This is a genomic window from Trichococcus sp. (assembly GCF_049684335.1).
Classification (GTDB): Bacteria; Bacillota; Bacilli; order Lactobacillales; family Aerococcaceae; genus Trichococcus.
On the sequence record NZ_JBAVFV010000016.1, the window covers coordinates 1 to 22349 of the forward strand.

General features: G+C 46.3%; 20 protein-coding genes. 3 read left to right on the forward strand and 17 right to left on the reverse strand.

The genetic code is table 11. The annotated features are described in order from the left end of the window. A partial coding sequence (gene truB, locus WBM30_RS04110; RefSeq protein ID WP_424899509.1) for a tRNA pseudouridine(55) synthase TruB occupies positions 1-808 on the reverse strand: 808 nt, incomplete at its 3' end. A 172-nt stretch (positions 809-980) separates the two neighbouring features. Here truB and WBM30_RS04115 point away from each other — a divergent pair. Next, complete coding sequence (locus WBM30_RS04115) at positions 981-1832, forward strand: DegV family protein (protein ID WP_424899510.1); 852 nt, start codon at positions 981-983, stop codon at positions 1830-1832. Positions 1833-1878: 46 nt separating this feature from the next. On the opposite strand, the gene WBM30_RS04120 is transcribed toward WBM30_RS04115, so the two are convergent. From WBM30_RS04120 to tig, 10 genes are all read right to left on the reverse strand, one after another. Continuing rightward, complete coding sequence (locus tag WBM30_RS04120) at positions 1879-2142, reverse strand: DUF1294 domain-containing protein (protein WP_424899511.1); 264 nt, start codon at positions 2140-2142, stop codon at positions 1879-1881. Then, a complete protein-coding gene (gene pepT / locus WBM30_RS04125) occupies positions 2139-3380 on the reverse strand; it encodes a peptidase T (RefSeq protein ID WP_424899512.1) in 1242 nt (413 codons plus the stop codon). Before pepT ends, WBM30_RS04120 begins: the two co-directional genes overlap by 4 nt. A gap of 14 nt (positions 3381-3394) precedes the next feature. Continuing rightward, entirely contained in the window at positions 3395-4528 is a 1134-nt protein-coding gene (locus WBM30_RS04130) for a Nif3-like dinuclear metal center hexameric protein (RefSeq protein ID WP_424899513.1), read from the reverse strand. Next, positions 4525-5229 carry a tRNA (adenine(22)-N(1))-methyltransferase gene (locus WBM30_RS04135; protein WP_424899514.1) on the reverse strand — a complete coding sequence of 235 codons (705 nt, stop codon included), beginning with the start codon at positions 5227-5229 and terminating at the stop codon, positions 4525-4527. The genes WBM30_RS04130 and WBM30_RS04135 overlap by 4 nt, the downstream gene beginning before the upstream one ends. Before the next feature lie 137 nt (positions 5230-5366). Continuing rightward, entirely contained in the window at positions 5367-6503 is a 1137-nt protein-coding gene (rpoD, locus tag WBM30_RS04140; RefSeq protein ID WP_086628032.1) for an RNA polymerase sigma factor RpoD, read from the reverse strand. 26 nt (positions 6504-6529) lie between these two features. Beyond that, complete coding sequence (dnaG, locus tag WBM30_RS04145; RefSeq protein WP_424899515.1) at positions 6530-8407, reverse strand: DNA primase; 1878 nt, start codon at positions 8405-8407, stop codon at positions 6530-6532. A 119-nt stretch (positions 8408-8526) separates the two neighbouring features. Then, positions 8527-9801 carry an MFS transporter gene (locus WBM30_RS04150; protein ID WP_424899516.1) on the reverse strand — a complete coding sequence of 425 codons (1275 nt, stop codon included), beginning with the start codon at positions 9799-9801 and terminating at the stop codon, positions 8527-8529. A 117-nt stretch (positions 9802-9918) separates the two neighbouring features. After that, entirely contained in the window at positions 9919-10527 is a 609-nt protein-coding gene (gene yihA, locus WBM30_RS04155; RefSeq protein WP_086985088.1) for a ribosome biogenesis GTP-binding protein YihA/YsxC, read from the reverse strand. Positions 10528-10672: 145 nt separating this feature from the next. Then, positions 10673-11926 carry an ATP-dependent Clp protease ATP-binding subunit ClpX gene (gene clpX, locus WBM30_RS04160; protein ID WP_424899517.1) on the reverse strand — a complete coding sequence of 418 codons (1254 nt, stop codon included), beginning with the start codon at positions 11924-11926 and terminating at the stop codon, positions 10673-10675. Between the two features lie 244 nt (positions 11927-12170). Next, positions 12171-13451 carry a trigger factor gene (gene tig, locus WBM30_RS04165; RefSeq protein WP_424899518.1) on the reverse strand — a complete coding sequence of 427 codons (1281 nt, stop codon included), beginning with the start codon at positions 13449-13451 and terminating at the stop codon, positions 12171-12173. A 224-nt stretch (positions 13452-13675) separates the two neighbouring features. Between tig and recU the strand changes: the two genes are divergently transcribed. Together recU and WBM30_RS04175 are read left to right on the forward strand one after the other, a co-directional pair. Further along, a complete protein-coding gene (gene recU, locus WBM30_RS04170; protein ID WP_424899519.1) occupies positions 13676-14290 on the forward strand; it encodes a Holliday junction resolvase RecU in 615 nt (204 codons plus the stop codon). A gap of 16 nt (positions 14291-14306) precedes the next feature. Further along, positions 14307-16868, forward strand: a complete 2562-nt coding sequence (locus WBM30_RS04175) for a PBP1A family penicillin-binding protein (RefSeq protein ID WP_424899520.1) — start codon at positions 14307-14309, stop codon at positions 16866-16868. A gap of 72 nt (positions 16869-16940) precedes the next feature. Here WBM30_RS04175 and nth read toward each other — a convergent pair whose 3' ends face one another. From nth to WBM30_RS04205, 6 genes are all read right to left on the reverse strand, one after another. Then, on the reverse strand, positions 16941-17588 hold the full coding sequence (nth, locus tag WBM30_RS04180; RefSeq protein WP_424899521.1) for an endonuclease III: 648 nt from the start codon (positions 17586-17588) through the stop codon (positions 16941-16943). A gap of 15 nt (positions 17589-17603) precedes the next feature. Continuing rightward, positions 17604-18305 (reverse strand): DnaD domain-containing protein, encoded by a 702-nt coding sequence (locus WBM30_RS04185; RefSeq protein WP_424899522.1) that lies wholly within the window; start codon positions 18303-18305, stop codon positions 17604-17606. Positions 18306-18410: 105 nt separating this feature from the next. Continuing rightward, positions 18411-19709 (reverse strand): asparagine--tRNA ligase, encoded by a 1299-nt coding sequence (gene asnS / locus WBM30_RS04190; RefSeq protein ID WP_424899523.1) that lies wholly within the window; start codon positions 19707-19709, stop codon positions 18411-18413. 32 nt (positions 19710-19741) lie between these two features. Further along, the gene (locus WBM30_RS04195) at positions 19742-20932 is read right to left on the reverse strand and encodes a pyridoxal phosphate-dependent aminotransferase (protein WP_424899524.1); all 1191 of its coding nucleotides are present in this window, start codon (positions 20930-20932) and stop codon (positions 19742-19744) included. Between the two features lie 15 nt (positions 20933-20947). Next, positions 20948-21424, reverse strand: coding sequence for a DUF5590 domain-containing protein (locus tag WBM30_RS04200; protein ID WP_424899525.1), 477 nt, complete (start codon positions 21422-21424; stop codon positions 20948-20950). Positions 21425-21521: 97 nt separating this feature from the next. After that, a partial coding sequence (locus WBM30_RS04205; protein ID WP_424899526.1) for an ATP-dependent DNA helicase occupies positions 21522-22349 on the reverse strand: 828 nt, incomplete at its 5' end.

Below are 22349 nucleotides of genomic sequence, written 5' to 3' on the forward strand. Positions count from 1 at the left end.
CCATTGTTTCGAATGGCCCCTCTTTCGGAAGAACAGCACCATTTTTCACCTTGTCCCACAGTTCATCATCAAGCGCAACTTGATGATACGTTTCGAATACCGAGTCGATCGGCTTCAGACGCGCGTCAATTTCGTTGTTAGCCATTGCTTCAGCCACTTGCTGCAACGTGAGGCAATCATCCTTCGTGAAGGATCCGCTCATCGTGCGCGTCAAGCTTGACATGTACGCAGGATAACCCAAGGATGCGCCTAAATCGACAGCCAAAGTCCGCACATAGGTCCCTTTTCCGCAAGTGACCCGGAAGCACCAGGACATCGTTTGCTCTTCCGGATGGTAGACAGGTTCTGAAATCCGCTCGAAACTCATGACGTGGATGGTTCTTTGCGGCCTTTCGACGGTCAACCCTTGGCGGGCGTATTCGTACAGCCTTTTTCCGTTCACCTTGACCGCAGAATACATCGGCGGAACTTGGATGCTTTCGCCTACCATTGCCTCCATTGCTGCATCGATCTCGGCCAAAGACAAGTCTTGCGCAACCGGTGCCTTCGCAATCGTTTCACCCTGGCTGTCTTCCGTCGTTGTGGCGACTCCGATAGTGATTTCCCCTTCGTATGCTTTGTCCGTGTCAGTCAAAAACTCAACGACTTTTGTGGCTTTTCCGATGCAAATCGGCAAAACGCCATCAACTTCCGGATCCAGTGTACCGGTATGCCCCACCTTTTTAGTTTTCAGTATTTTTCTAAGTTTGTATACGCAGTCGTGACTTGTCATGCCGCGTTCTTTCCATAAAGGTAATATTCCGTCCATATGTCTGTAACCTACTTTCTTCTACAACTAACCTATTATAGCATAATCTATTCTACACGAAAAAACATCAACAATAGAAGAATATGCTTACAATCATAGTGATAACTGCGTTACTTTTCCTGTAAAATCTGCTATGCTTAAGGAAATAAGACTGCAATGGAGGAGAATCATCATGCCAAACTTCAAAATTGTGACCGATTCCACTACGGAATTGTCCGCAGAAGAAATTGACAGATATAGAATCACCGTAATCCCGCTCTCATCCATGATTGATAACGTGCTGTATCACGACGGCGTCACCATAACCAAACCCGAGTTTCTTGAAAAAATGATGAACAGCAAGGAATTGCCAAAATCATCCCAACCAGCCATGGGCACTTTTTTGGATAAATACAACGAATTGACAGCTGATGGCAGCGAAGTTTTGTCCATCCATGTCACCGAAACACTGAGCGGAACCGTCAATTCTGCTCACCAGGCGGCTAAACTCGCCCACGGTAAAGTCACCGTCATCGATTCAAAGTTTTGCGCAAGAGCCACTGCCTTCCAAGTATTGGAAGCAGCCAAATGTGCCGCTGAAGGATTGACAGTGGCTGAAGCATTGCCTCGAATCACTGCCATTAAGGAGCGCACCCTGCTTTACATCAGCATCGTCAACCTGGAAAATATGGTCAAGGGGGGACGCATTGGAAAAACGATGGGACGCATCACAACGCTGTTGAACATCAAAGCCAACCTGAAAATGATCGACGGCGCATTGACTACCGATATCAAAGGCCGCGGCACGAAAGCAATCGTAAAACGCTACGAAGAGATTATCGAAGAACTGAAGCAAAAATACCTGGATGTTGAAGCGATCGGCATCACGCATGTCGGCTTATCAGAATATTCAAACCAAATCGTCGACATGCTGAAGGCTGCGTTCCCCAACGCCCAGATGCACATGTCCTACGCCAGCGCCAGCGTCATGACCCACGCCGGCCACGAAGCCGTATCCCTCCAATTCCTAATGAAAAACAAATAAAAAATGCCGCTATCTCCCGAAAATGGGTAATAGCGGCATTTAATTTTCATATGAATAAGAAATAGGATGTTACCCCGGTCAAAAGTGTACCCAAAGTGAAGACTACCTTGAAACTCATGTGTTTCGTTTTATGGCGGAAATGATGCATCCCCAGCAGGCCGCCCAGGCCGCCGCCAAAAAATCCCAGTAGGAGCAGGTTGCGTTCCGGTATGCGCCAAGCCCTTTGCCGCGCTTTCTTTTTATCGACACCCATCAAGATGAAAAGAAACACGTTCGCTAGGATGAAATATACGAGCACTGGATTTCTCATTGCTTTCCGTATCCTTGGCTTTGTCTGATGATCTCCACGATGACCGCAACGGCCTTCTCCATTGATTGCACAGACACAAATTCATAACGTCCGTGGAAATTTTCTCCCCCGGCAAAGATATTCGGAGTGGGCAGACCCATGAAGGACAACTTGGATCCGTCCGTACCGCCGCGGATCGGTTCGATGATCGGGGTGATCCCCAGTGACTTCATTGCCGCTTCAGCCAGATCGACTGGACGCATATCTTCTTTCAGCACTTCCCCCATGTTGTAGTACTGATCGTGCATTTCGATAACGATGCGTTCTTCAGTCCATTCCTTATTCATGCGCTCCGCGAGCGAAAGCATGGTCAATTTCCGGTTCTCGAAGAGCTCCTTGTCATGATCTCTGATGATGTAGGTCAGCTTACTCTCTTCCACATTGCCTTCAACGCCCAAAAGGTGATAAAAGCCTTCGCGTTTTTCGGTTTGTTCAGGGACTTCAGTTTGCGGCAAGGCGCTGTCGAAAGCGATGGCCAATTTGATGGCATTCACCATCGTGTCCTTGGCAGTGCCTGGATGCACATTTTTGCCATGGATCGTTACGATAGCTTGCGCAGCATTGAAGCTTTCAAATTCAAGTTCTCCCAAGGGTCCGCCGTCCATCGTGTAAGCAAAGTCGCAGCCGAAAGCAGCCACATCAAAAAGATCAGCTCCACGGCCGATTTCTTCATCCGGTCCGAAAGCGACTTTGATGTCCCCGTGTTCGATTTCATCCGCTGCTTTTATCGCTTCCAAGGCTGTGATGATTTCGGCGATGCCGGCTTTGTCGTCCGCACCCAACAACGTTTTCCCATCGGTAGTGATCAACGTCTGGCCGATGTAGTTCTTCAAAGAGGGGAAATCCTTTGGTGAAAGAAGCACCTGTGCTTGCGCATCCAAAATCAAATCGTTGCCCGCATAGTGATCCCAAATAAGCGGATTTACATTCGCCGCTTCAAAATCAGCTGTGTCCATGTGGGCGATGAACCCGATTGCAGGAAATTCTTTTTGGGAATTGCGCGGCAAAAGAGCCGTCACGAAGCCATTGGCCTCATTATATTGGATATCCGAAAGTCCGATGGCTTCCAGTTCCGGCATCAAAATATTTTTTGCGAAGTCCACTTGATTTTGGGTAGAAGGCACGGTCAAGCTTTCTTCATCCGATCTTGTCTCGAATTTAATGTATTTCAGAAAACGGTCCACTAATTTTTCTTGCATTTATTGACATCCTCTCACAATTGACTGTCGAAAATGAAAGGATCCGTATTGATTTCGGAAGCGATGACTTCCAGATCCCACTCATTTTCTTTTTTCCATGCATTGAATAATTCCAATAACTTCGGTTTGCAGATCTGTTCGATGTGATGGCCCGGATCTATGACGGTCAATCCATCAGCCTGCATATCGTGGGCCGTGTGATAGTAGACGTCACCCGTGATATAAACATCCGCACCCTTTTTGATTGCTTTCCGATAATATTTGCCGGCATCCCCGCCGCAGATGGCAACGCGGGTGATTGTCTGATCCAAATCGGCTGCGATGAAGCGCATGCCTTCGATCTGAAAAACATCCTTCACGTACTGGATAAATGAGCGCAACGACATCGGCAACGCTAAATTACCGACCCTTCCCAAACCATATTCACGCTGGAAATTATTGATTGTATAGATTTCATAGATGGGTTCTTCGTAAGGATGCGATTCATACAGCGCCTCCAACACCTCCGCCAAATACTTGTCTTCGACGATCATCTCAATTTTCTTTTCTTGCACCGCTTCAGGTTCGTTGATGTGGCCGATGGCAGGTTTTGCGCCTTCAAGCGGCGTGAAGCGGCCTACTCCTTGCGCTTCGTATGAGCAGTGGGTGTATTCGTCGGAAATGTTCCCCGCTCCTGCATCCGTCATAGCCACACGGACACGATTGCATTCCGCATTCGGCACGCATACGGATATTTTTTTCACAGGCACGCGCTTCGTGACGTCCATGATTTCGACATCCAAAAGCCCCAACGCCTCAGATAGCCAATCGTTCATCCCGTTGTTGGCATTGTCCAGATTCGTATGGGCCGCATAGACGCTGATGTCATGTTTCAGCAGATCCACGTACATCTTCGTTTGCTTGTCTGAAACGTCCAGATTTTTTAACGGTCTGTAGATCGGCGGATGATGGGAGAAGATGAAATCGACTTGTTTTTCGATGGCTTCCTGGACGACTTCTGGTCGGACATCGAGCGTAACCAAAATACGGCGGACCGGTCGACTCAAGTCCCCCAAGTGGAGCCCTACCGGATCCCCCTCCTCTGCCAGCCAAGTCGGAACATGCGATTCGAATAACTCGATGAATTCATAACCAGTAATGCTTTTCATGATTCCAGCACCTCTTTAATTTCATTGATTTTATTGATCACTTGCTGTTCTTTTTCGTTCAGATCGTTGCTTGCTTTTTGCATGCTGTCCAAGATGTATTGGCATTTGTCGATTTCGGATAACCATTTTTTGCGGAACGTTTCATTTTTCTTCTGAAGCTGGAAACGGCCGAAGCTGTATTCGAGATCAGAGTATGTTTCCGCCGTCTCTGCATTTTCGGCGACGATGATCTCATAGATCTTTCCGTTTTCTTCCAATATCGTTTCGTCGATGATTTTGTATTGGTGGGCGATCAACCATTCACGCAGTTTCTTTTCTCCGTTATTGGGCTGAAGGATCAACCGTTCCACACCGACCAATTTATCTTTAATCCTGCCTTTTTCCAGAATTTTGGAAATCAAGTCCCCACCCATCCCGCAGATGGTGACGACGTTTATATGATCCGTCGATTTGATAACATCCATGCCATCGCCAAGTCTGGCGCTGACGCGATCGCCTACCCCAGATGTTCTGATCTGTTCCGCTGCCGATTCGAAGGGGCCTTTCACAACTTCCCCTGCCAATGCGTAACTGATGACGTCGCGCGCTGCCAAAACACAAGGCAGATACGCGTGATCGGAGCCGATATCGGCCAATCTGGCATTTCCCGGCACAAAACCTGCAACCGTCTCGAGTCTTACGGATAATTGTTGATTATTCAACCTTATCCCTCCATTTCTTTTTTTGCTGATAGTACTATTTTAGCATAATTCCAATTCATATATCCCCTTAATCCGTATATCATTCAGAAAATGGCATAAGAAAAACCCGAGTGCAATACCTCGGGTTAGGGTGCTTATTACTCAAGAAAATCTTTTAATTGTTTCGAACGGCTCGGATGACGCAGTTTGCGCAAAGCTTTCGCTTCGATTTGACGGATCCGCTCGCGGGTGACTCCGAATACTTTCCCAACTTGCTCCAAGGTCCGTACATTGCCATCATCAAGTCCGAAACGCAGACGCAAGACATTTTCCTCGCGGTCGGTCAAAGTGTCCAACACTTCCTCAAGTTGTTCCTTCAGTAGTGTTTGAGCAGTATGGTCAGCCGGACTCAGGACTTCCTGATCTTCGATGAAATCGCCTAAATGGGAATCATCCTCTTCTCCGATAGGCGTTTCCAAGGAAACGGGCTCTTGGGCGATTTTCAGGATTTCTCTGACTTTTTCAGTCGGAAGGTCCATTTCGGCACCGATTTCTTCTGGTGTTGGTTCGCGACCTAGATCCTGTAGCAATTGTCGTTGGATACGGACCAATTTATTGATTGTTTCAACCATATGCACAGGGATACGGATTGTTCTGGCTTGGTCGGCTATGGCACGGGTGATGGCTTGACGGATCCACCAAGTTGCGTAGGTGGAGAATTTGAACCCTTTAGTGTGGTCGAATTTTTCAACAGCTTTCATCAGACCCATGTTCCCTTCCTGGATAAGATCCAAGAATTGCATGCCACGGCCCACATAACGTTTTGCGATGGAAACGACCAGACGCAAGTTGGCTTCAGCCAATTGTTGTTTCGCTTCCTGATCGCCCTCTTTGATGCGGAGTGCCAAATTGACTTCTTCCTCTGCGTTCAACAAAGGCACCCGGCCGATTTCCTTCAGGTACATACGGACCGGATCGTTGATTTTCACTCCAGGAGGCACAGCCATCGGGTCTTCTTCTTCGTCCTTTTTGGCTGCTGCTGGTTTTTCTGGCTTCACTGTTTCTTTGGCAAGTTGACGGGCAGTCGGACCGCCGTCTGCGTCTACGACACTGACACCGCCGTCTTCCATTTTTTGTATCAGCTTATCCATTGCATCCGCGTCCAATTGGAAAGGTGTAGCTATCTTGTCGGCCAATTCGTCGTAGAAAACGGACCCCAATAATTTATGTTCTGCGATCAGCTTTTTGGTTACCTGTTCTAACGTGAAACCTTGATCATTTTTTTCGATTGCCATAAAATGATTCCTCCATTCGATGCGGGCTATTTCTTTGTTGCTTTTAATTCTTTTGATAGGGAAACGATTTCCAACATGATTGTCTTCAGACGCTCATTGTCATTTTTCTTTCGGGCTTCCTTCATTTCTGCCTGTTTCTTGGTCAGTTGGTCCTGAAGGGAAGATTTATCACGGATGATATGGACGAGATCCTGAATTTCTTGATAGGTGACTTCCGAATCCAATTGGAACCATTCGATCTCCGTAATCACATTTTGAAGTGCTTGATTGTTGATGCGGTCCAAAAATTGGTCGATATTCCCGACCAACCCAGTCTGCCTGAAAAACTCTTCATACAAAATGTAGATCGTCTGATAATCATCGTGGATGAAATTGAAATCTGCATCAATTTCGTTCAGATACGACCAGACCTCTTCGAAATGAAACAGCCGGTAAAGCAGTTGTTTTTCACTTTGCTCTGCCTGGGTCACTTTGCGTTTGTTCGTGCTTGGATACATCGCGTGAGGTGCGGCATCATGCGGCACGGCTCTCCTGACCGGCTCGCGTTCAGGCCGCTGCTGAAGCACTTCTTGTTGATACCCCTTCAATTGCTTCTGCAGGATATCTACCGGAATACTGAATTCATCCGCGATGTCCTTCATGTAAAGCTCTCTTTCGATCAATGAATCCAAGGGGGCCAATGCCTTAAGCATGGTTTCGATATAGGTGATGCGATTTTTTTCGGAATCCAGATTCAGATTCATCTTTAGGTAGCGGGAATAGAACTGGATGACCGTTTCCCGATTGTTTTTCAGGGCCTTGACGAACGCCTCGGAGCCTTTCTGCTGGATGTATTCATCCGGATCCATACCTGCTTCCAGCGGGAAAATCGAGATATCGAAGTGCTTGTTGCGTTCCAGTATTTCTATGGCGCGCTTGGTCGCTTCGACCCCGGGACGATCGCCGTCATAGGCAATGACTATTTTGTCGGCCGTCTTCGTCAGTATCCGGTTCTGTTCATCCGTCAGACTTGTCCCCATCGAGGCGACGCCATTTTTAACACCCGCTTGCCAAGCGGATATGACATCCATATACCCTTCAAAAAGGATCACTTCTGAATGTCTCCGGATTTCACTGCGGGCCTTGTCGAAGTTGAAAAGGAAATCCCGTTTGTTGAACAACAGTGTTTCGGGGCTGTTCAGATATTTCGCTTCATGGTAACCTGATTCATCCGCTGGGGTTGCCTGCAAAATTCGGCCGGAAAAAGCGACCGTCTTTCCTTTAGCGTTCCGCAGCGGGAAAATGATCCGGGCTGAGAACCGATCGAAGAGTTCGTTTTGGCCTTGCCTATCCGTGAAAATACCGCTTTCCTGAAGGAGGCCTTCATCGAATGCCTTCGCTTTCAGCATTTGAAAGAGTGCTGTCCGATTGGATGGAGAGAAACCTATTTGATATTCTTTTAGTGTCTCCGGCGTGAAGCCGCGTTGGATCATATAATCCAGTGCAGCTTGCCCCGTAACGGTGTTCATGAGCACCTGATGGTAAAAAGCCGCAGCTTCCTCATGGATTTGGATCAGTTTTTCTTTTTTTGACTGCAGCGGATTATCTTGCGCATGGTTTTCGTACGAGAAATCCAATTCAATGTTGCTTAATTCGGCTGTCTTAATGACTGCTTCAACGAATGAAATACCCTCGACATCCATCAAAAAAGTAAAAACATTCCCTCCTCTTCCGCAGCTGAAACAGTGAAAAATCTGTTTTTCTTCTGCCACAGAAAATGAGGGGGTCTTCTCGTCATGGAACGGGCAAAATCCGAAATGATTCTTGCCTCTTTTTTTGAGTTGTACATATTGGCTGACGACATCAACAATATTTGTTTCGGTTCTGATCTGCGCTAATTTTTCTTCTGAAATACGTTCTGCCAAATGTCTCCCACCTTGAAGAAATGTCTTCATTTTATAAAAACGCGCATAAAGATGCAAAATAAATTTTACCACATCTGCACAACACATGCAAATATTTACTCAGACGGGCATCCAAGCGATCAGCTCAGCTGTTCTCCTTTCAGATCCGGAACTTTCACAAAAAACAACAGGAGCCCACCGATCACGAACAAGATGATCAGGGCAAAAAACCCATCCAACGAGTTTCCTGTCAGCTGCGAGATAACTCCGACAAGCAGCGGACCGACCACTGCCGCAAATTTCCCGAAGATGTTATAGAATCCGAAGAATTCGTTCGCTTGCTCTTTCGGAATCAGTTGGCCGAATAAGGATCGGCTCAACGCCTGCACGCCTCCTTGGGCCGTACCGACGAGCAGAGCCAAAATAATGAATGTCAGCAAGGAGTCCAACTGCAAAGCATAGATGCAAATGAAAATATACGTTACAATACCCACAAAAATCATATTCTTGTTGCCGAACCGTTTGGATGCACGCCCGTACAGGATGGAGAACGGGAAAGCCACGAACTGGACAACCAGCATGACAACGATCAGTTCATTCGAAGAGAGGCCGATATCCGATCCGACCGCGGTCGCCATTTTGAAGATGGTTCCAACCCCGTCGATGTAAAAGAAATAGGCCAACAAAAACAAAAAGGCTTGTTTGTAATCCTTGAGGTTCTTCAGTGTTTCCCATAACCTGAGGAAACTCTTGCGGATCACTTGCGGTTCTTTTTCGATGTAATAGTTCTGTTTGACATTCTTCCAATAAGGGATGGTGAATACGAACCACCAAACTGCAGTAAGGATGAAGCCACCTTTCACAATGCTGCTCGTGCTCACTGGCAAAATGCCGGTCAATTGGAAAAAAATGAAGATGACGAACGGGATGGAACTGCCGATATAACCCCAGCCGAATCCTGCAGAAGAAATGCGGTCCATCCGTTCTTCTGTCGTCACGTCCATCAAGGATCCGTCATAGAAGATATTTGCACCGGAAAAACCGATAACCGATAACATGTACAATCCCAACAAAAACAGCCAATTTGCAGCAGGCACAAACACGAACCCGATTGTTGCGAAAATACCGGCCAATGTGAAGACTGTAAATAAGGGATTACGAAAGCCTTTGTAATCCGCGACGGCTCCCAACACAGGAGCAAGCAACGACACAACGAGCGTGGCGGCCGCATTCGCATATCCCCAATAGGCTGTCGAGTCAGCATCCGTCAATCCGCCACTTTCCGCGATCGACTTGAAATACAAAGGGAATACCGCCGTAGTGATCATGATGGAGTATGCCGAATTCGCCCAATCCTGCATGATCCAACTTTTTTCTACGGTCGTATAACGGCTTAGCTTTTTCTCAGTTCCCATATTACCCTCCCCTGTTTTTTTCGTTCGACGAGAAACACCTTGTCTAACCCATCATAACGAATGGACAAAGAATGGGCAACACCCAATAGTAGGATGTTGCCCATTTTTCCATTTGTTTTATTCTTGTGCTGCTTCATCATACTCAGTCAATATTCCCTCAATCAAGGTCCAGGCTTTTTCCAAACCTTCGCCCGTTTCTTTTGAGAACATGATCAAGGACTCATCACTCGGAAGATTCAAAGCTTTTTTGATGCGATAGAAATGTTGATTCCATTTCCCGCGCGGAATTTTATCGCATTTGGTGGCGATGACCGAATAAGGAAGATTGTAATATTCAATGAAATCCTTCATTTGAATATCGTCTTCGGTAGGCTCGTGACGAAAATCGACAATCAAAAAGACATGTCGTAACGTATCCCTTTGTGTGAAGTACGTCTCTAGCATTTGGCCCCATTTTGCCCGTTCCGTTTTTGAAACTTTTGCGTAACCATAACCCGGAACATCCACAAAATAGAATGAATTATTAATCAGGTAGAAGTTCAAAGTCTGGGTCTTTCCCGGTTTGCTTGATGTCCGCGCTAACGCTTTGCGATTGATCAGTTTATTGATGAACGATGACTTGCCCACATTGGACCGCCCCGCCAAAGCAATTTCTGCAAAGCCAGTGGCCGGGTATTGTTTGGGATCGACCGCGCTCATTACGATTTCCGCATCTTTTACGTGCATTTGTTTCCACTCCTTTTCAAAGCCGTCTGCAATTGAAACGACCCTTAATACTATTTCTGCAACCGGCTGTCATGATTATGCGAAAAAATCCGGAAATCAGATTGGTAATTGTCTGATTCGCCGGACTTCAAACGCAAGCTCATTTTTAGTTGATCTGTTTACCGTCTTCATCAAACAGCAACGGCGCACCGATGCCGTTCACTATGTTATCCGTTATGACACACTTCACGATTTCATCTCTGCTTGGGATATCAAACATAATGTCCAGCATGATGTTTTCGATGATGGAGCGCAATCCACGGGCACCTGTGTTTCTTTCCAGTGCCTTTTTGGCGATGGAGCGCAATGCGTCATCTTCGAATACCAATTCGACGCCATCCAACTCAAGTAATTTTTTGTATTGTTTTACCAAGGCATTTTTTGGTTGTGTCAGAATATGAACCAAATCGTCTTCCGTCAGCTTTTCCAATGCAGCCATTATCGGTAAACGACCGATGAATTCAGGGATCAAACCGAATTTCAATAAATCTTCCGGAATGATCTGCTGCATGATGCTCTTGTCTTCCAAATGTTTGGCTTGAGGAGAGCCGAAGCCGATGACTTTCTCGCCAAGACGCTCTTTCACGATCGTTTCGATGCCGTCAAAGGCACCCCCAACGATGAATAAAATGTTCGTCGTGTCGATTTGGATGAACTCTTGCTGCGGGTGTTTTCTGCCGCCTTGCGGTGGAACGTTCGCAACAGTGCCTTCCAAAATTTTAAGCAGCGCTTGTTGAACCCCTTCACCACTCACGTCTCTCGTGATCGATACATTTTCACCTTTACGGGCGATTTTATCAATCTCGTCGATGTAGATGATTCCGCGTTCAGCCCGCTCGACATCAAACTCGGCAGCCTGAAGCAACTTCAATAGGATATTTTCGACATCCTCACCAACATAGCCGGCCTCCGTCAAACTTGTCGCATCAGCAATCGCAAATGGGACATCCAGGATACGTGCCAATGTTTGGCCAAGGAAGGTTTTACCCGAACCAGTCGGGCCTATCAAACAAATATTGCTTTTTTGTAACTCTACATTATCGTCTTCTGACATCATGCTCATTTGACCGATACGCTTGTAGTGATTATAGACCGCTACAGACAGCGTACGTTTGGCTTTTTCTTGACCAATCACATACTCGCTCAAAATCTTTTGGATTTCCTGCGGCTTTGGCACCTCGGTGAATACCGCTTCGCTTGGTGCATAGATTTCTTCTTCGATGATCTCTTTGCATAAATCTACACACTCATTACAAATATATACATCCGGCCCCGCAATGATCTTTTTCACTTGGTCCTGAGATTTTCCGCAGAATGAACAATGTATTGTCCCGATACTTTCATCATGGAACACAATCATTCTCCTCTCTATATACTTACTTTCCGATCCAGCAGAACTTGCCAGGATCCGCCAACTGCTGTGGCGCAGTGACCCTGACCGCTTACGAACGGTTTACATCTTAACACAGAAAGGAAAAATTGAAAAAGAATATGATCCGTTTACCTAGTGGGGTTAAAGTCCGAATATATCCCTGAGTATAAACAGATGGGACACTGACTATGGAAGACAATGTCCCGATCTCTGTATTCTGTTCCAACTTTTCTTATGCTTCGATTGCTGAATCAGTGATGATGCTCATCGCTTTCTTCATTTGGATATCGTTAGTCAACATATCAGGGCTGACCAATCCACGGACACGGTCTGCATCCATGTTATATTGTTTTGCTAGTTCTTCGATTTCTGCAGCGACTTCTTCTTCAGAAACGACGATGTTTTCATCTTTGATGATTTGTTCCAATACTAGTGATGTTTTCGTGCGTTCATCAGCATCAGATTCCATTTGGACATGCAAATCTTTTTCAGTAGTACCTGTAATTTGGTAGTACAATTCAGGAGAAATTCCTTGACGTTGCATATCATTCAGGAAAAGATCCATTTGACGGTGCACTTCATCGTGAACCATTACGTGCGGCAATTCAACGATTTCAGCATTGGCAACGGCTTGTCTCAAAGCTAGATCCTGAACAGCTTCGTCAGCTGCAGCGGTTCTGCTTTCTTCCAATTCCTTGCGGATTTTAGCTTTCAATTCGTCCAATGACGCTACTTCTTCGTCGACATCTTTTGCGAATTCGTCATCCAAAGCAGGTAATTGTTTTGTTTTGATTTCGTGTACGATTACTTTAAACGTAGCTTCTTTTCCTTTAAGATCTTCAGCTTGATAATCTTCAGGGAAAGTCACGACAATGTCTTTTTCTTCTCCAGCTTTAACGCCAACCAATTGTTCTTCAAAACCTGGGATGAATTGATTAGATCCCAACTCTAAAGAATGGTTTTGGTCTTTGCCGCCTTCAAAAGCCACACCGTCAACGAATCCTTCGTAGTCGATTACAGCTGTGTCGCCAAGTTCTGCGCCTTCTTCTTTAAGGACTAATTCAGCTTGACGCTCTTGTTTTTCTTTCAAGTTGTTTTCTACATCCTCATCTGTAACGACGCGGTCTTGTTTTTCAACTTTAAGATTTTTGTATTCTCCAAGCTTCACTTCAGGTTTCACTGTTACTTCAGCAGCGATGACCCAAGGTTGGCCTTTTTCCATGCTCTTGATGTCAATTTTTGGTTGAGAAACAGGATCCAATCCAGCTTCTTCGATAGCTTGTGAATAAGCATCAGGCAAAGCGCCATTCAATGCATCTTCGAATAAAGATTCTTCACCATAGATATTGTTGAATACGTGACGAGGAACTTTACCTTTACGGAATCCAGGAACGGAAACGTTCTTTTTCACTTTGTTGAAGACCTTATCCATTTCTTGTTTGATGATTTCTTCTGAAATTTCAAATGTTAAGACACCATCGTTAGTGCCTGTTTTTTCCCAGTTTGCAGTCATTTACTTTCCTCCAAAAATCTTGATTTTATTGCAATTAATTTGATATTGCACACTCTCCAATACTACACTAGAAAAGCGGTGTTGTAAACAAAAAGTGCTTCATTATTCCGTATTCGTGCAAAAAATGTGCCCGTTATCAACGCTTTAGCCTTCGATTTTAATGCTTTCTTAGATTTCTTTCATCATATGTTTTTGGTATAATCATTCAATGGGGGTGATCGTCAGTGGCCGTAAATTATCCGAACGGCAAAAAGTTCCATGCCGAGTCGCATATACCGAAACCTGCAAAGAGGAAAGACTTCGTATACAGCAACCGCGGAATGACGCTTGAAGAAGAGATCAACAGCAGCAATGAGCATTACCTTTCATCAGGAAAAGCCGTCATCCATAAAAAACCGACGCCTATCCAAGTCGTTAAAGTGGATTACCCAAAAAGAAGCGCAGCCGTCATCAAAGAAGCTTACTATCGGCAGTCCTCCACTACCGACTATAACGGTGTCTACAAAGGTCTCTATCTGGATTTTGAGGCCAAAGAAACAAAAAACAAGACAGCCATACCCTTAAGCAACTTCCACGAGCATCAGATCGTCCACATGAAAAGATGTATCCAACAGCAAGGGATCACATTCGTACTGATCCGGTTTTCCTGCTTTAACCGCGTTTTCTTGCTGAACAGTTCCTATCTGATTGACTTTTGGGAAAATACGTTGAATAATGGCCGTAAATCGATTCCGTTGGCTTTTATTGAGGACAATGGCATCGAAGTGGCATACGGATTCAATCCCCGATTGGATTATCTGGATGCCGTGGATAAAATGCTTGAACGCACTATCAAATAATTAAGAGGTGAACCACATGCCGAATGAAGGCAATAATACACGATCACGCACAAACAACAGAAAGAACAACGGAAATACAAAAGGCCCACGCAAAACGGCCGTGAAAGCGAAACCGAAAGCGAATGCAAAGAAAACCGGGCTGCCGCTCTGGAAGAAAATAATCTTCGGTGTTTTGGCCCTGGGGATGATCGGACTCGCTTCCGGAGCAGGACTCTTCTTCTACTATGTTTCCTCCGCTCCCGAACTGACCGAGGAAAAATTGGTCGGAACGGTGGCATCGACCATTTTGGATGCCGACGGAAACGAAATCAAGGAAATCGGTGGAAACGATCAGAACCGGACATTGGTCACCCCTGAAGAAATCCCGCAAGTCTTGAAGGACGCTATCGTATCGATAGAGGACCAACGTTTTTACGATCATAACGGCGTCGATCCGATCCGGATCATCGGCGCCCTGTTCGCGAATCTCCAGCAAGGCGGCATCTCGCAAGGTGGAAGCACCATCACTCAGCAATTGATTAAATTATCCTATTTTTCAACCAGTTCCGAAGACCAGACCTTGGAACGAAAAGCTCAGGAAGCCTGGATGTCTATGCAACTGGAACGGGAATATTCGAAAGATGAGATTTTGGCATTTTACATTAATAAAGTCTACATGTCCAACAATGTCTACGGTATGGGAACGGCCGCTGAATACTTTTACGGCAAATCCATCACCGATGTAACACTCGCTGAAGCAGCCACTTTAGCGGGAATGCCGCAAGCCCCTTCCTTGTATGACCCGATCACTAACGCAGTGGACACTCAAGCTAGACGCGACCTTGTTCTGGACATGATGGTCGAGAACGAAAAAATCACTGTCGAAGAAAGTACTGAGGCAAAAACGGTCCAAATACAAGGGAGCATCATCGATCACTCTGGCGATGTCAACACATCATTGGTGATCGATCCCTATATCCAACTCGTCATCGATGAAGTCACTGAAAAAACCGGCTTGGACGTCTACGAAGGTGGACTGACGATTACGACCAACATCGATATGGATGCACAGCAACGTCTTTACGATATCGTGAATACTTACGATTATATCGAATTCCCTGATGATCTGCTGCAGACAGGTGTTTCCATGGTCGACGTCAATACTGGCGCCATTGAGGCAGTGATCGGCGGGCGCAACCAGAATGTCCAATTGGGTTATAACCGAGCCTCTACGCTCGAACGGAGCATCGGCTCGACGATGAAACCGATGTCTGTCTACGGACCAGCCATCGAGTACTTGGATTACTCGACAGGCACATTGGTCGTCGACGAGGAATACAGTTACTCCGACGGCAGCGAAATCAACAACTACGACAACGAGTACAATGGCGATCAGACTATCCGCGAAGCCTTGGTCGATTCGCGCAACATTCCGGCTTTGAAGACTTTCCAGGAAGTCGGCGCGGATAACGCCTTTTCATTCCTGCAAAAATTGGGCATCACGATCACAAACGATGACCAGGAATATTTGGTTGAATCCAATGCCATCGGCGGAGTTGCGACTCCAATCCAACTCTCCGCGGCCTATGCAGCCTTCGCTAATGGAGGCACTTACTACGAACCCTATACTGTCCAATCCGTGACGACTGCAGAAGGCGAAGAATTCACCTTCGAACCGAACGGAACCGAAGCAATGAAGGAATCCACGGCCTACATGATCACCGATATGCTGAAGGATGTCATCACCGAAGGAACGGCAACGAATGCCCAGATATCCGGCCTGCCGCAGGCCGGCAAAACCGGCACAACCAACTACACGGATGACCAGTTGGCTGCAGTCGGCGGCCCAAACGTGCCTTATGCAGCGCCAGATGCTTGGTTCGCAGGTTATTCAACAAGCTATTCCATTTCCGTTTGGGTCGGCTACGATAAACCTCAAGATTACGGAAACTTTTTGGATTACCAGACACAAAGTCTGACGCGCGATATCTATCGTGAGTTGATGTCCTACGTCTCCGAGGATACCGATTACTCCGATTGGACGCTGCCTTCATCGGTCAGCAAAGTCTCGATTGAAAAGTACACAGACCCGATTTTGAAGCCCGGCCCGAATACGCCGAGCAGCCTGATCGCCACAGAACTTTTCGTCAAAGGAACGGAACCTACTTCCACATCCAAGAAATACGGTGTGACGCTGTTGGCGCCTTCCGGTTTGAAGGCCAGCTACAATACCGATAAAGACGAATTGACCGTCGAATGGGATAAATATTCAGCCAGCGGCACCGATTCAAATGCACAAACGCAATACACTGTCACAGCAGGTGGAGCATCTAAAACGACAACAGACACCAAAATCGTCATTGACAAGCCTGATAAAGGCACAATCACGATTTCGTTGCTCGCCAAAGTCGGTTCAAGCACATCACCCACTTCAACCGTCCAGTTGACCATCGCCGACCCGGCTCAGGAATCCTCCAAAGCGGATTCTAAAAACGATGCAGCAAGCGAATCCTCTTCATCGTCCTCGAGCTCATCAGCGCAAAGCGATGAATCATCCTCCGTTGTGCAGGATGCCGAAGAAGCAACTCAGAATCCATAAAAAAACAGCCAGCTCCCGATTCAAAGGAGCTGGCTGTTTTTTTATGGATGCCTCAGACTGCAATCGTCCGCTTCATTTCAAACCCAAACGTTTCTGCCCTTCCTGGCACATTGAAAGCAAAGGACAAACGTCGCATTTGGGATTTCTGGCTGTGCAATGATACCTGCCGAAGAAGATCATCTGGTGATGCGCATCGGACCAGCGCTCCTTCGGGATTTTTTTCATCAGCAGCATTTCCACTTCCAAAACCGATGCTTTCTGAGGAGCGATGCGTAGACGTTTGGCTATCCGTTCCACATGGGTATCCACCGCAATCGCTGGGATATGGAAACCGACACTCATGACTACATTTGCTGTTTTGCGCCCCACTCCGGGCAACTTGGTCAGTTCTTCAAGTGTACGCGGCACTTCTCCGCCAAAGTCCTCCAGCAGCATTTTGCAACATTTTTGGATGTTAGCGGCTTTGTTCCTATACAAGCCAATCGTCTTGATTTCTTGCATAATCGCCTCAAGCGGGGCTGCAAGGAAAGCTTCAGGCGTAGGGAATCGGTTGAACATGGCTGGCGTCACTTTGTTGACGGAAACATCGGTTGCTTGGGCGCTTAGGAGCGTCGCAATCAACAGCTGAAATACGTTCTGATGCAGCAGTTCGCACTCCGCGTTCGGGAATAGCGCCGCCATCTCATCCAGTGCTTCTATTGTCTTTTTTTTCGATAGCATTATTCTTCACCCCACCTATGCGTCAGTGTCCAGCCAATTATAAAGCGGAACTTCCATCGGCGCATCCGTTCCTGCCTTTTCATCGAATTTATCCTGATTGGTTTGAGGCCGCGTCGATTGCTGCTGGATCAGATCTTTGACACTTTTGATATTTTTCTTCTCCCAGGCCAACAAGATGCGGTCGATGTATTTAAGGCTGTAGACGCGATTCAATACCGCTTCTTTCAAAGCTGATTCGATCAATTCGAGCGGATAGTGGTCCATATCCATCCAACTCGCAATGGTCTGCATTTCGATGGGTGATAAGTTCCTCCCGAATTCTTGCTCGAACATGGTCATGATATTCTTTTCTTGTTGCTGGATGGGCTGTTTTTTCTCGGATCGTTCCATCAATTGGAAAAGCCGTTGATAGATTGGGTCCAAGGAATAGGAATCCTCAACTTTGCCCGCGAGATCATTTTTCGTCTCCATCAAAATCATTTGCTTTTGCATCAGATTATGCAGCAAGGAAAAGACATCCTTTTCGGCAATACCCATATTTTCGGCGATCAGTGCCAGATTCGGAAAAGGTATGTTCTTATCGATGTAAGCTTTCAGCTGCAGCACAAAGATAAATTCCGTATCCGCAAGCCCGATCCTTTTGTAGTTCTGCAGCAATAAATTGGGAATCAGTGTCTGCCCTGATTCGATCCATTTGGTTAATTCATTGTATGACATCTTATCTAAAAACCCCTTTAGAGTAAAAGGAAGTGGAACAAATAGCTGCTATTTGTTCCACTCCCATTCTGTTATGATTCAATTCAGATTAGCGAAACACCCTGGTTACGGGTAAATTCTGTTCAGAAGACGCGGGAACGGAATCGACTCACGGATGTGTTCGGTGCCGGAGATCCAAGTCACCATTCTTTCAAGTCCCAGACCAAAACCGGAATGAGGCACTGAACCGTATTTGCGCAAATCCAAATACCATGAATAGTCTTCCTTGCTCAGTCCGAATTTTTCGATCTGTTCGCTTAAGCGTTGGTAGTCCACTTCACGTTCGCTGCCGCCGATTATTTCTCCATATCCTTCGGGAGCGATCATATCCGCGCACAAAACGACTTCCGGACGATCCGGATGCTCTTTCATGTAAAAAGGCTTGATCGCTTTCGGGTAATTAAGGATAAATATCGGTCTTTCCGATTGATTCGCGATAAAGGTTTCATGAGGCGAACCGAAATCATCGCCCCAGACGATATCGTCAAATCCGTTCGCGTTCAACAAAGCTACGGCATCATCATAGCTGATGCGATCATACGGCAATTGCGTGTATTTTTTCAGCAATTCTTTGTCGCGCTCCAACGTATCCAAGTAGATATCACAGTTATCCAGGACCGATTGAACAAGATAAGCAACATATTTTTCTTGGACTTCCAGACTCTGGTCCTGATGCATGAAGGCCATTTCCGGCTCCATCATCCAAAATTCGATCAGGTGGCGACGCGTCTTCGATTTTTCGGCACGGAAAGTCGGGCCAAATGAAAATACTTTTCCGAAGGCCATCGCTGCCGCTTCCATGTACAATTGCCCACTCTGGGACAGGTATGCTTCCTCATCAAAATACTTGGTGTGGAACAGCTCCGTCGTCCCTTCCGGCGCGCTGCCGGTCAGAATCGGTGGATCGACTTTGATGAAGCCTTCTTGATTGAAGAATTCATAAGTGGCGCGGATGATTTCGTTGCGGATCTTCATGATGGCGTGCTGTCTGGATGAACGCAGCCATAGATGACGATGATCCATCAGGAAATCGATTCCGTGCTCTTTCGGTGTGATCGGATAATCTTGGCTTCCCCCCAGCACTTCGATACCGGTGACGAGCAATTCGTAGCCAAGCTTCGAACGAGTATCTTCTTGGATGATCCCTTTGACGATCAAAGAAGTTTCTTGCGTCAGCGATTTTGCGACGTCGAACAGCTCTTCGCCGACATCATTTTTCATGACGATGCCTTGGAAATAATGGGCGCCGTCACGTAATTGCAGAAAGGCGATTTTTCCGCTGCTTCTTTTGTTGGTTACCCAAGCACCAATGGAAATCTCTTGCCCTAAATGTTCTTTCGCTTGATCCATTGTGATAAGTGTCAATCTAGTCTACCCCTTTTTCCACAAAAAACAGTTTATTTTTTATGGGTTTCGATAAATTTTTTGATGCGGTCTACTGCTTCTGCGAGTAGCTCTTCTCTGACAGTATAACTTATTCTGGCGTAATCAGGGTATCCAAAACCATCGCCCGAAACCAAAGCGACATTAGCCTCTTCGATCAGAGCCAGCGTAAAGTCTTTAACTTCCTTAAAACCGCACATCTCGGCGGCTTCCTTCACATTCGGGAACAGGTAAAAGGCTCCTTGAGGTTTCGTCACCTTGAAACCAGGAATGCTTGCTACAAGCGGATAGAAAAAGTTCAGTCGCGCTTCGAGTGCTGCACGCATTTCCTCAACAAAATCTTGCGGTCCGGTCAAAGCAGCCAGTGCGCCATATTGGCTCGGTCCGGCAGGATTGCTTGTCGAATGGCTGGACAGTTCAATCATTTTGCTGATGATTTCCACATTTCCGATTGCATATCCGATTCTCCAGCCTGTCATTGCGTAGGTTTTGGAAATTCCGTTGATGATGATCGTTTGGTTCTTGATTTCTTCTGAAAGTGAAGCGATTGAGATGGCTTTATTCCCGTTATAAGTCAGTCGGTAGTATATTTCATCGGCAATGATCAAGACGTCGTGTTCAACCGCCCACTCGCCGATCGCCTTCAATTCTTCAGGCGTATAGATCATACCGGTCGGGTTCGACGGCGAATTCAAAAGCAAAGCAACCGTTTTTTCGGTGCGATGTTTTTCCAGGTCTTCCACGGTCAGTTTAAAGCCTTTTTCAGGCGCTGTTTCGACAAGTACGTTGACGCCATCCGCCAATTTGATCTGTTCGGTATAACTTACCCAGTAAGGCGCAGGGACGATGACTTCATCTCCGGGATTAAGAATGACCTGGAATAACGCAAACAAAGCATTTTTGGCACCTTCAGTCACGATGACCTGATTGACGGCGAAAGTGACTCCGTCATATTTCTGATGATAATCCACAATCGCTTGACGCAATGGCAGGATACCGGCAGTCGGGGTGTAGTGGTTTGCTTTGTTTGATTGGATCGCCTCTACTGCAGCATTCAGAATCGAAACGTGCGTATCGAAGTCCGGTTCCCCTACGGTCAAGTTCAGGACATCCTTCCCTTGCGCTTTCATGACGTTGACTTTAGCTGATGTCGCCAATGTCGGGGATTCGCTTATTTTTTTCATTCTTTCGGAAATTTTTACCATCTCAATCACTCCAATTTATATATTTTCTATATCTTTGAGCCATTTACCAGAAATAGCGGATATCAAATAGTAACCAATCGTATTATTTGCATTTTTGTAGGTGACTTCCCAAACCGGTTCTTCGTTCTCTATCCCCAGTCTTGCCTCCAGAATCCGTTCAGGGTTCTTATCCGCCTGAGTGATTGATTTAGCTTCACTTTCGGTGATGACTTCCGCCGTGTTCAGGATAGTGGTTTCACCGCCGTCTTTCTTAATGATGACATATAATTCTTCGTTCTTGTCATCGATACCAGCCAGTGTAAAATACGTCTCAGATCCATTGTACCAATAAAAATCCTGGACTTTTTGGATATTGGCGTTCGCTTCCGCGATGGCGGTCGCTTCTTTTTGCGCTTGCAGGATCGGCTGCTGGCTTCGATAAAATATCGTGTAAGAGCTGACGATCATCAGAAAAAGAAGCACAATCGTCCCCACAATGACATTCTTCTTCACATCTTCCACTTCCTTATCTTTGGTTGAAACTTAATCGCAATCTCACCTAATTATTAATGATACCTTAAACTTCAAGCTGATGGAATATCCCACCGCATTATTTTTTCAGAAATTCTTGAATTTCCGCATTTATTTCCGCTTGACCGGCTATTTTTATGCCTACGCCCTCCGGTAGCATCTGTTGCATCCGTTTCGAATAATTACTCTTGATCAATCTGTCGTCCAAGCAAATGACGACGCCTTTCGTATTTCTGGATCGGACGAGCCTGCCTATCCCCTGTTTCAGACGGATCATCGCTCGTGGAAGAAACTCTTCATAGAAAGCCTTCTTGCCTCTATCCTGATGAAATGCTTGGAAGGCGGCATTTTCAGGGCGATGCGGCGGATCGAACGGCAGCCTGGTTATCACCAGAATTTCAACGGCTTGATCAGAAAAATCGATCCCTTCCCAGTAAGAAGCAGAACCCAGCAAAATGGCCGCATTGGCCGACATGAACCGATTGTGCATCCTTCTCCGACTGCCTGAGAAACCCTGAGCGAGTATTTCCGTCCCTGGGAATCCGGTAGAAACAGCATTTTTGAGTTGACCATGAACTTCCTCCAGCAAGCGGTTGGATGTGAATAACACCAAGGCTTTGCCTTGTTGCGGCAGCACGATTTCTTGCAAAGTCGAAACAATCTGTTTGGCCGCTTGTTTGTCATCCAAAGAGGTGATGGCAGTGATGTCTGTCGGAAGGAAGATCCGCAACCGTTCGCTCAACTTGTAGGGAGAAGCAAAATACGCTTCCTGCAAGTTGGCTTCTCCGATTTTATTTTTGAAATAGTCCAGCGAGTCATCCACTTTGAGGGTCGAACTTAAATAAACGGTTCTGCTGAATCGCTCTTCTATTTTTGAATGGATTTCATCCGAGAGATCAATTTGGTT

Bases quoted from the DNA above. Each gene is read 5' to 3' on its own strand.
- nth (WP_424899521.1), bottom strand. From the start codon at position 17,588: ATGCTATCGAAAAAAAAGACAATAGAAGCACTGGATGAGATGGCGGCG.
- WBM30_RS04195 (WP_424899524.1), bottom strand. From the start codon at position 20,932: ATGGTAAAAATTTCCGAAAGAATGAAAAAAATAAGCGAATCCCCGACA.
- rpoD (WP_086628032.1), bottom strand. From the start codon at position 6,503: ATGGCAATCGAAAAAAATGATCAAGGTTTCACGTTAGAACAGGTAACC.
- tig (WP_424899518.1), bottom strand. From the start codon at position 13,451: ATGACTGCAAACTGGGAAAAAACAGGCACTAACGATGGTGTCTTAACA.
- WBM30_RS04175 (WP_424899520.1), top strand. From the start codon at position 14,307: ATGCCGAATGAAGGCAATAATACACGATCACGCACAAACAACAGAAAG.
- WBM30_RS04120 (WP_424899511.1), bottom strand. From the start codon at position 2,142: ATGAGAAATCCAGTGCTCGTATATTTCATCCTAGCGAACGTGTTTCTT.
- WBM30_RS04185 (WP_424899522.1), bottom strand. From the start codon at position 18,305: ATGTCATACAATGAATTAACCAAATGGATCGAATCAGGGCAGACACTG.
- WBM30_RS04130 (WP_424899513.1), bottom strand. From the start codon at position 4,528: ATGAAAAGCATTACTGGTTATGAATTCATCGAGTTATTCGAATCGCAT.
- WBM30_RS04150 (WP_424899516.1), bottom strand. From the start codon at position 9,801: ATGGGAACTGAGAAAAAGCTAAGCCGTTATACGACCGTAGAAAAAAGT.
- pepT (WP_424899512.1), bottom strand. From the start codon at position 3,380: ATGCAAGAAAAATTAGTGGACCGTTTTCTGAAATACATTAAATTCGAG.
- WBM30_RS04115 (WP_424899510.1), top strand. From the start codon at position 981: ATGCCAAACTTCAAAATTGTGACCGATTCCACTACGGAATTGTCCGCA.
- yihA (WP_086985088.1), bottom strand. From the start codon at position 10,527: ATGCACGTAAAAGATGCGGAAATCGTAATGAGCGCGGTCGATCCCAAA.
- clpX (WP_424899517.1), bottom strand. From the start codon at position 11,926: ATGATTGTGTTCCATGATGAAAGTATCGGGACAATACATTGTTCATTC.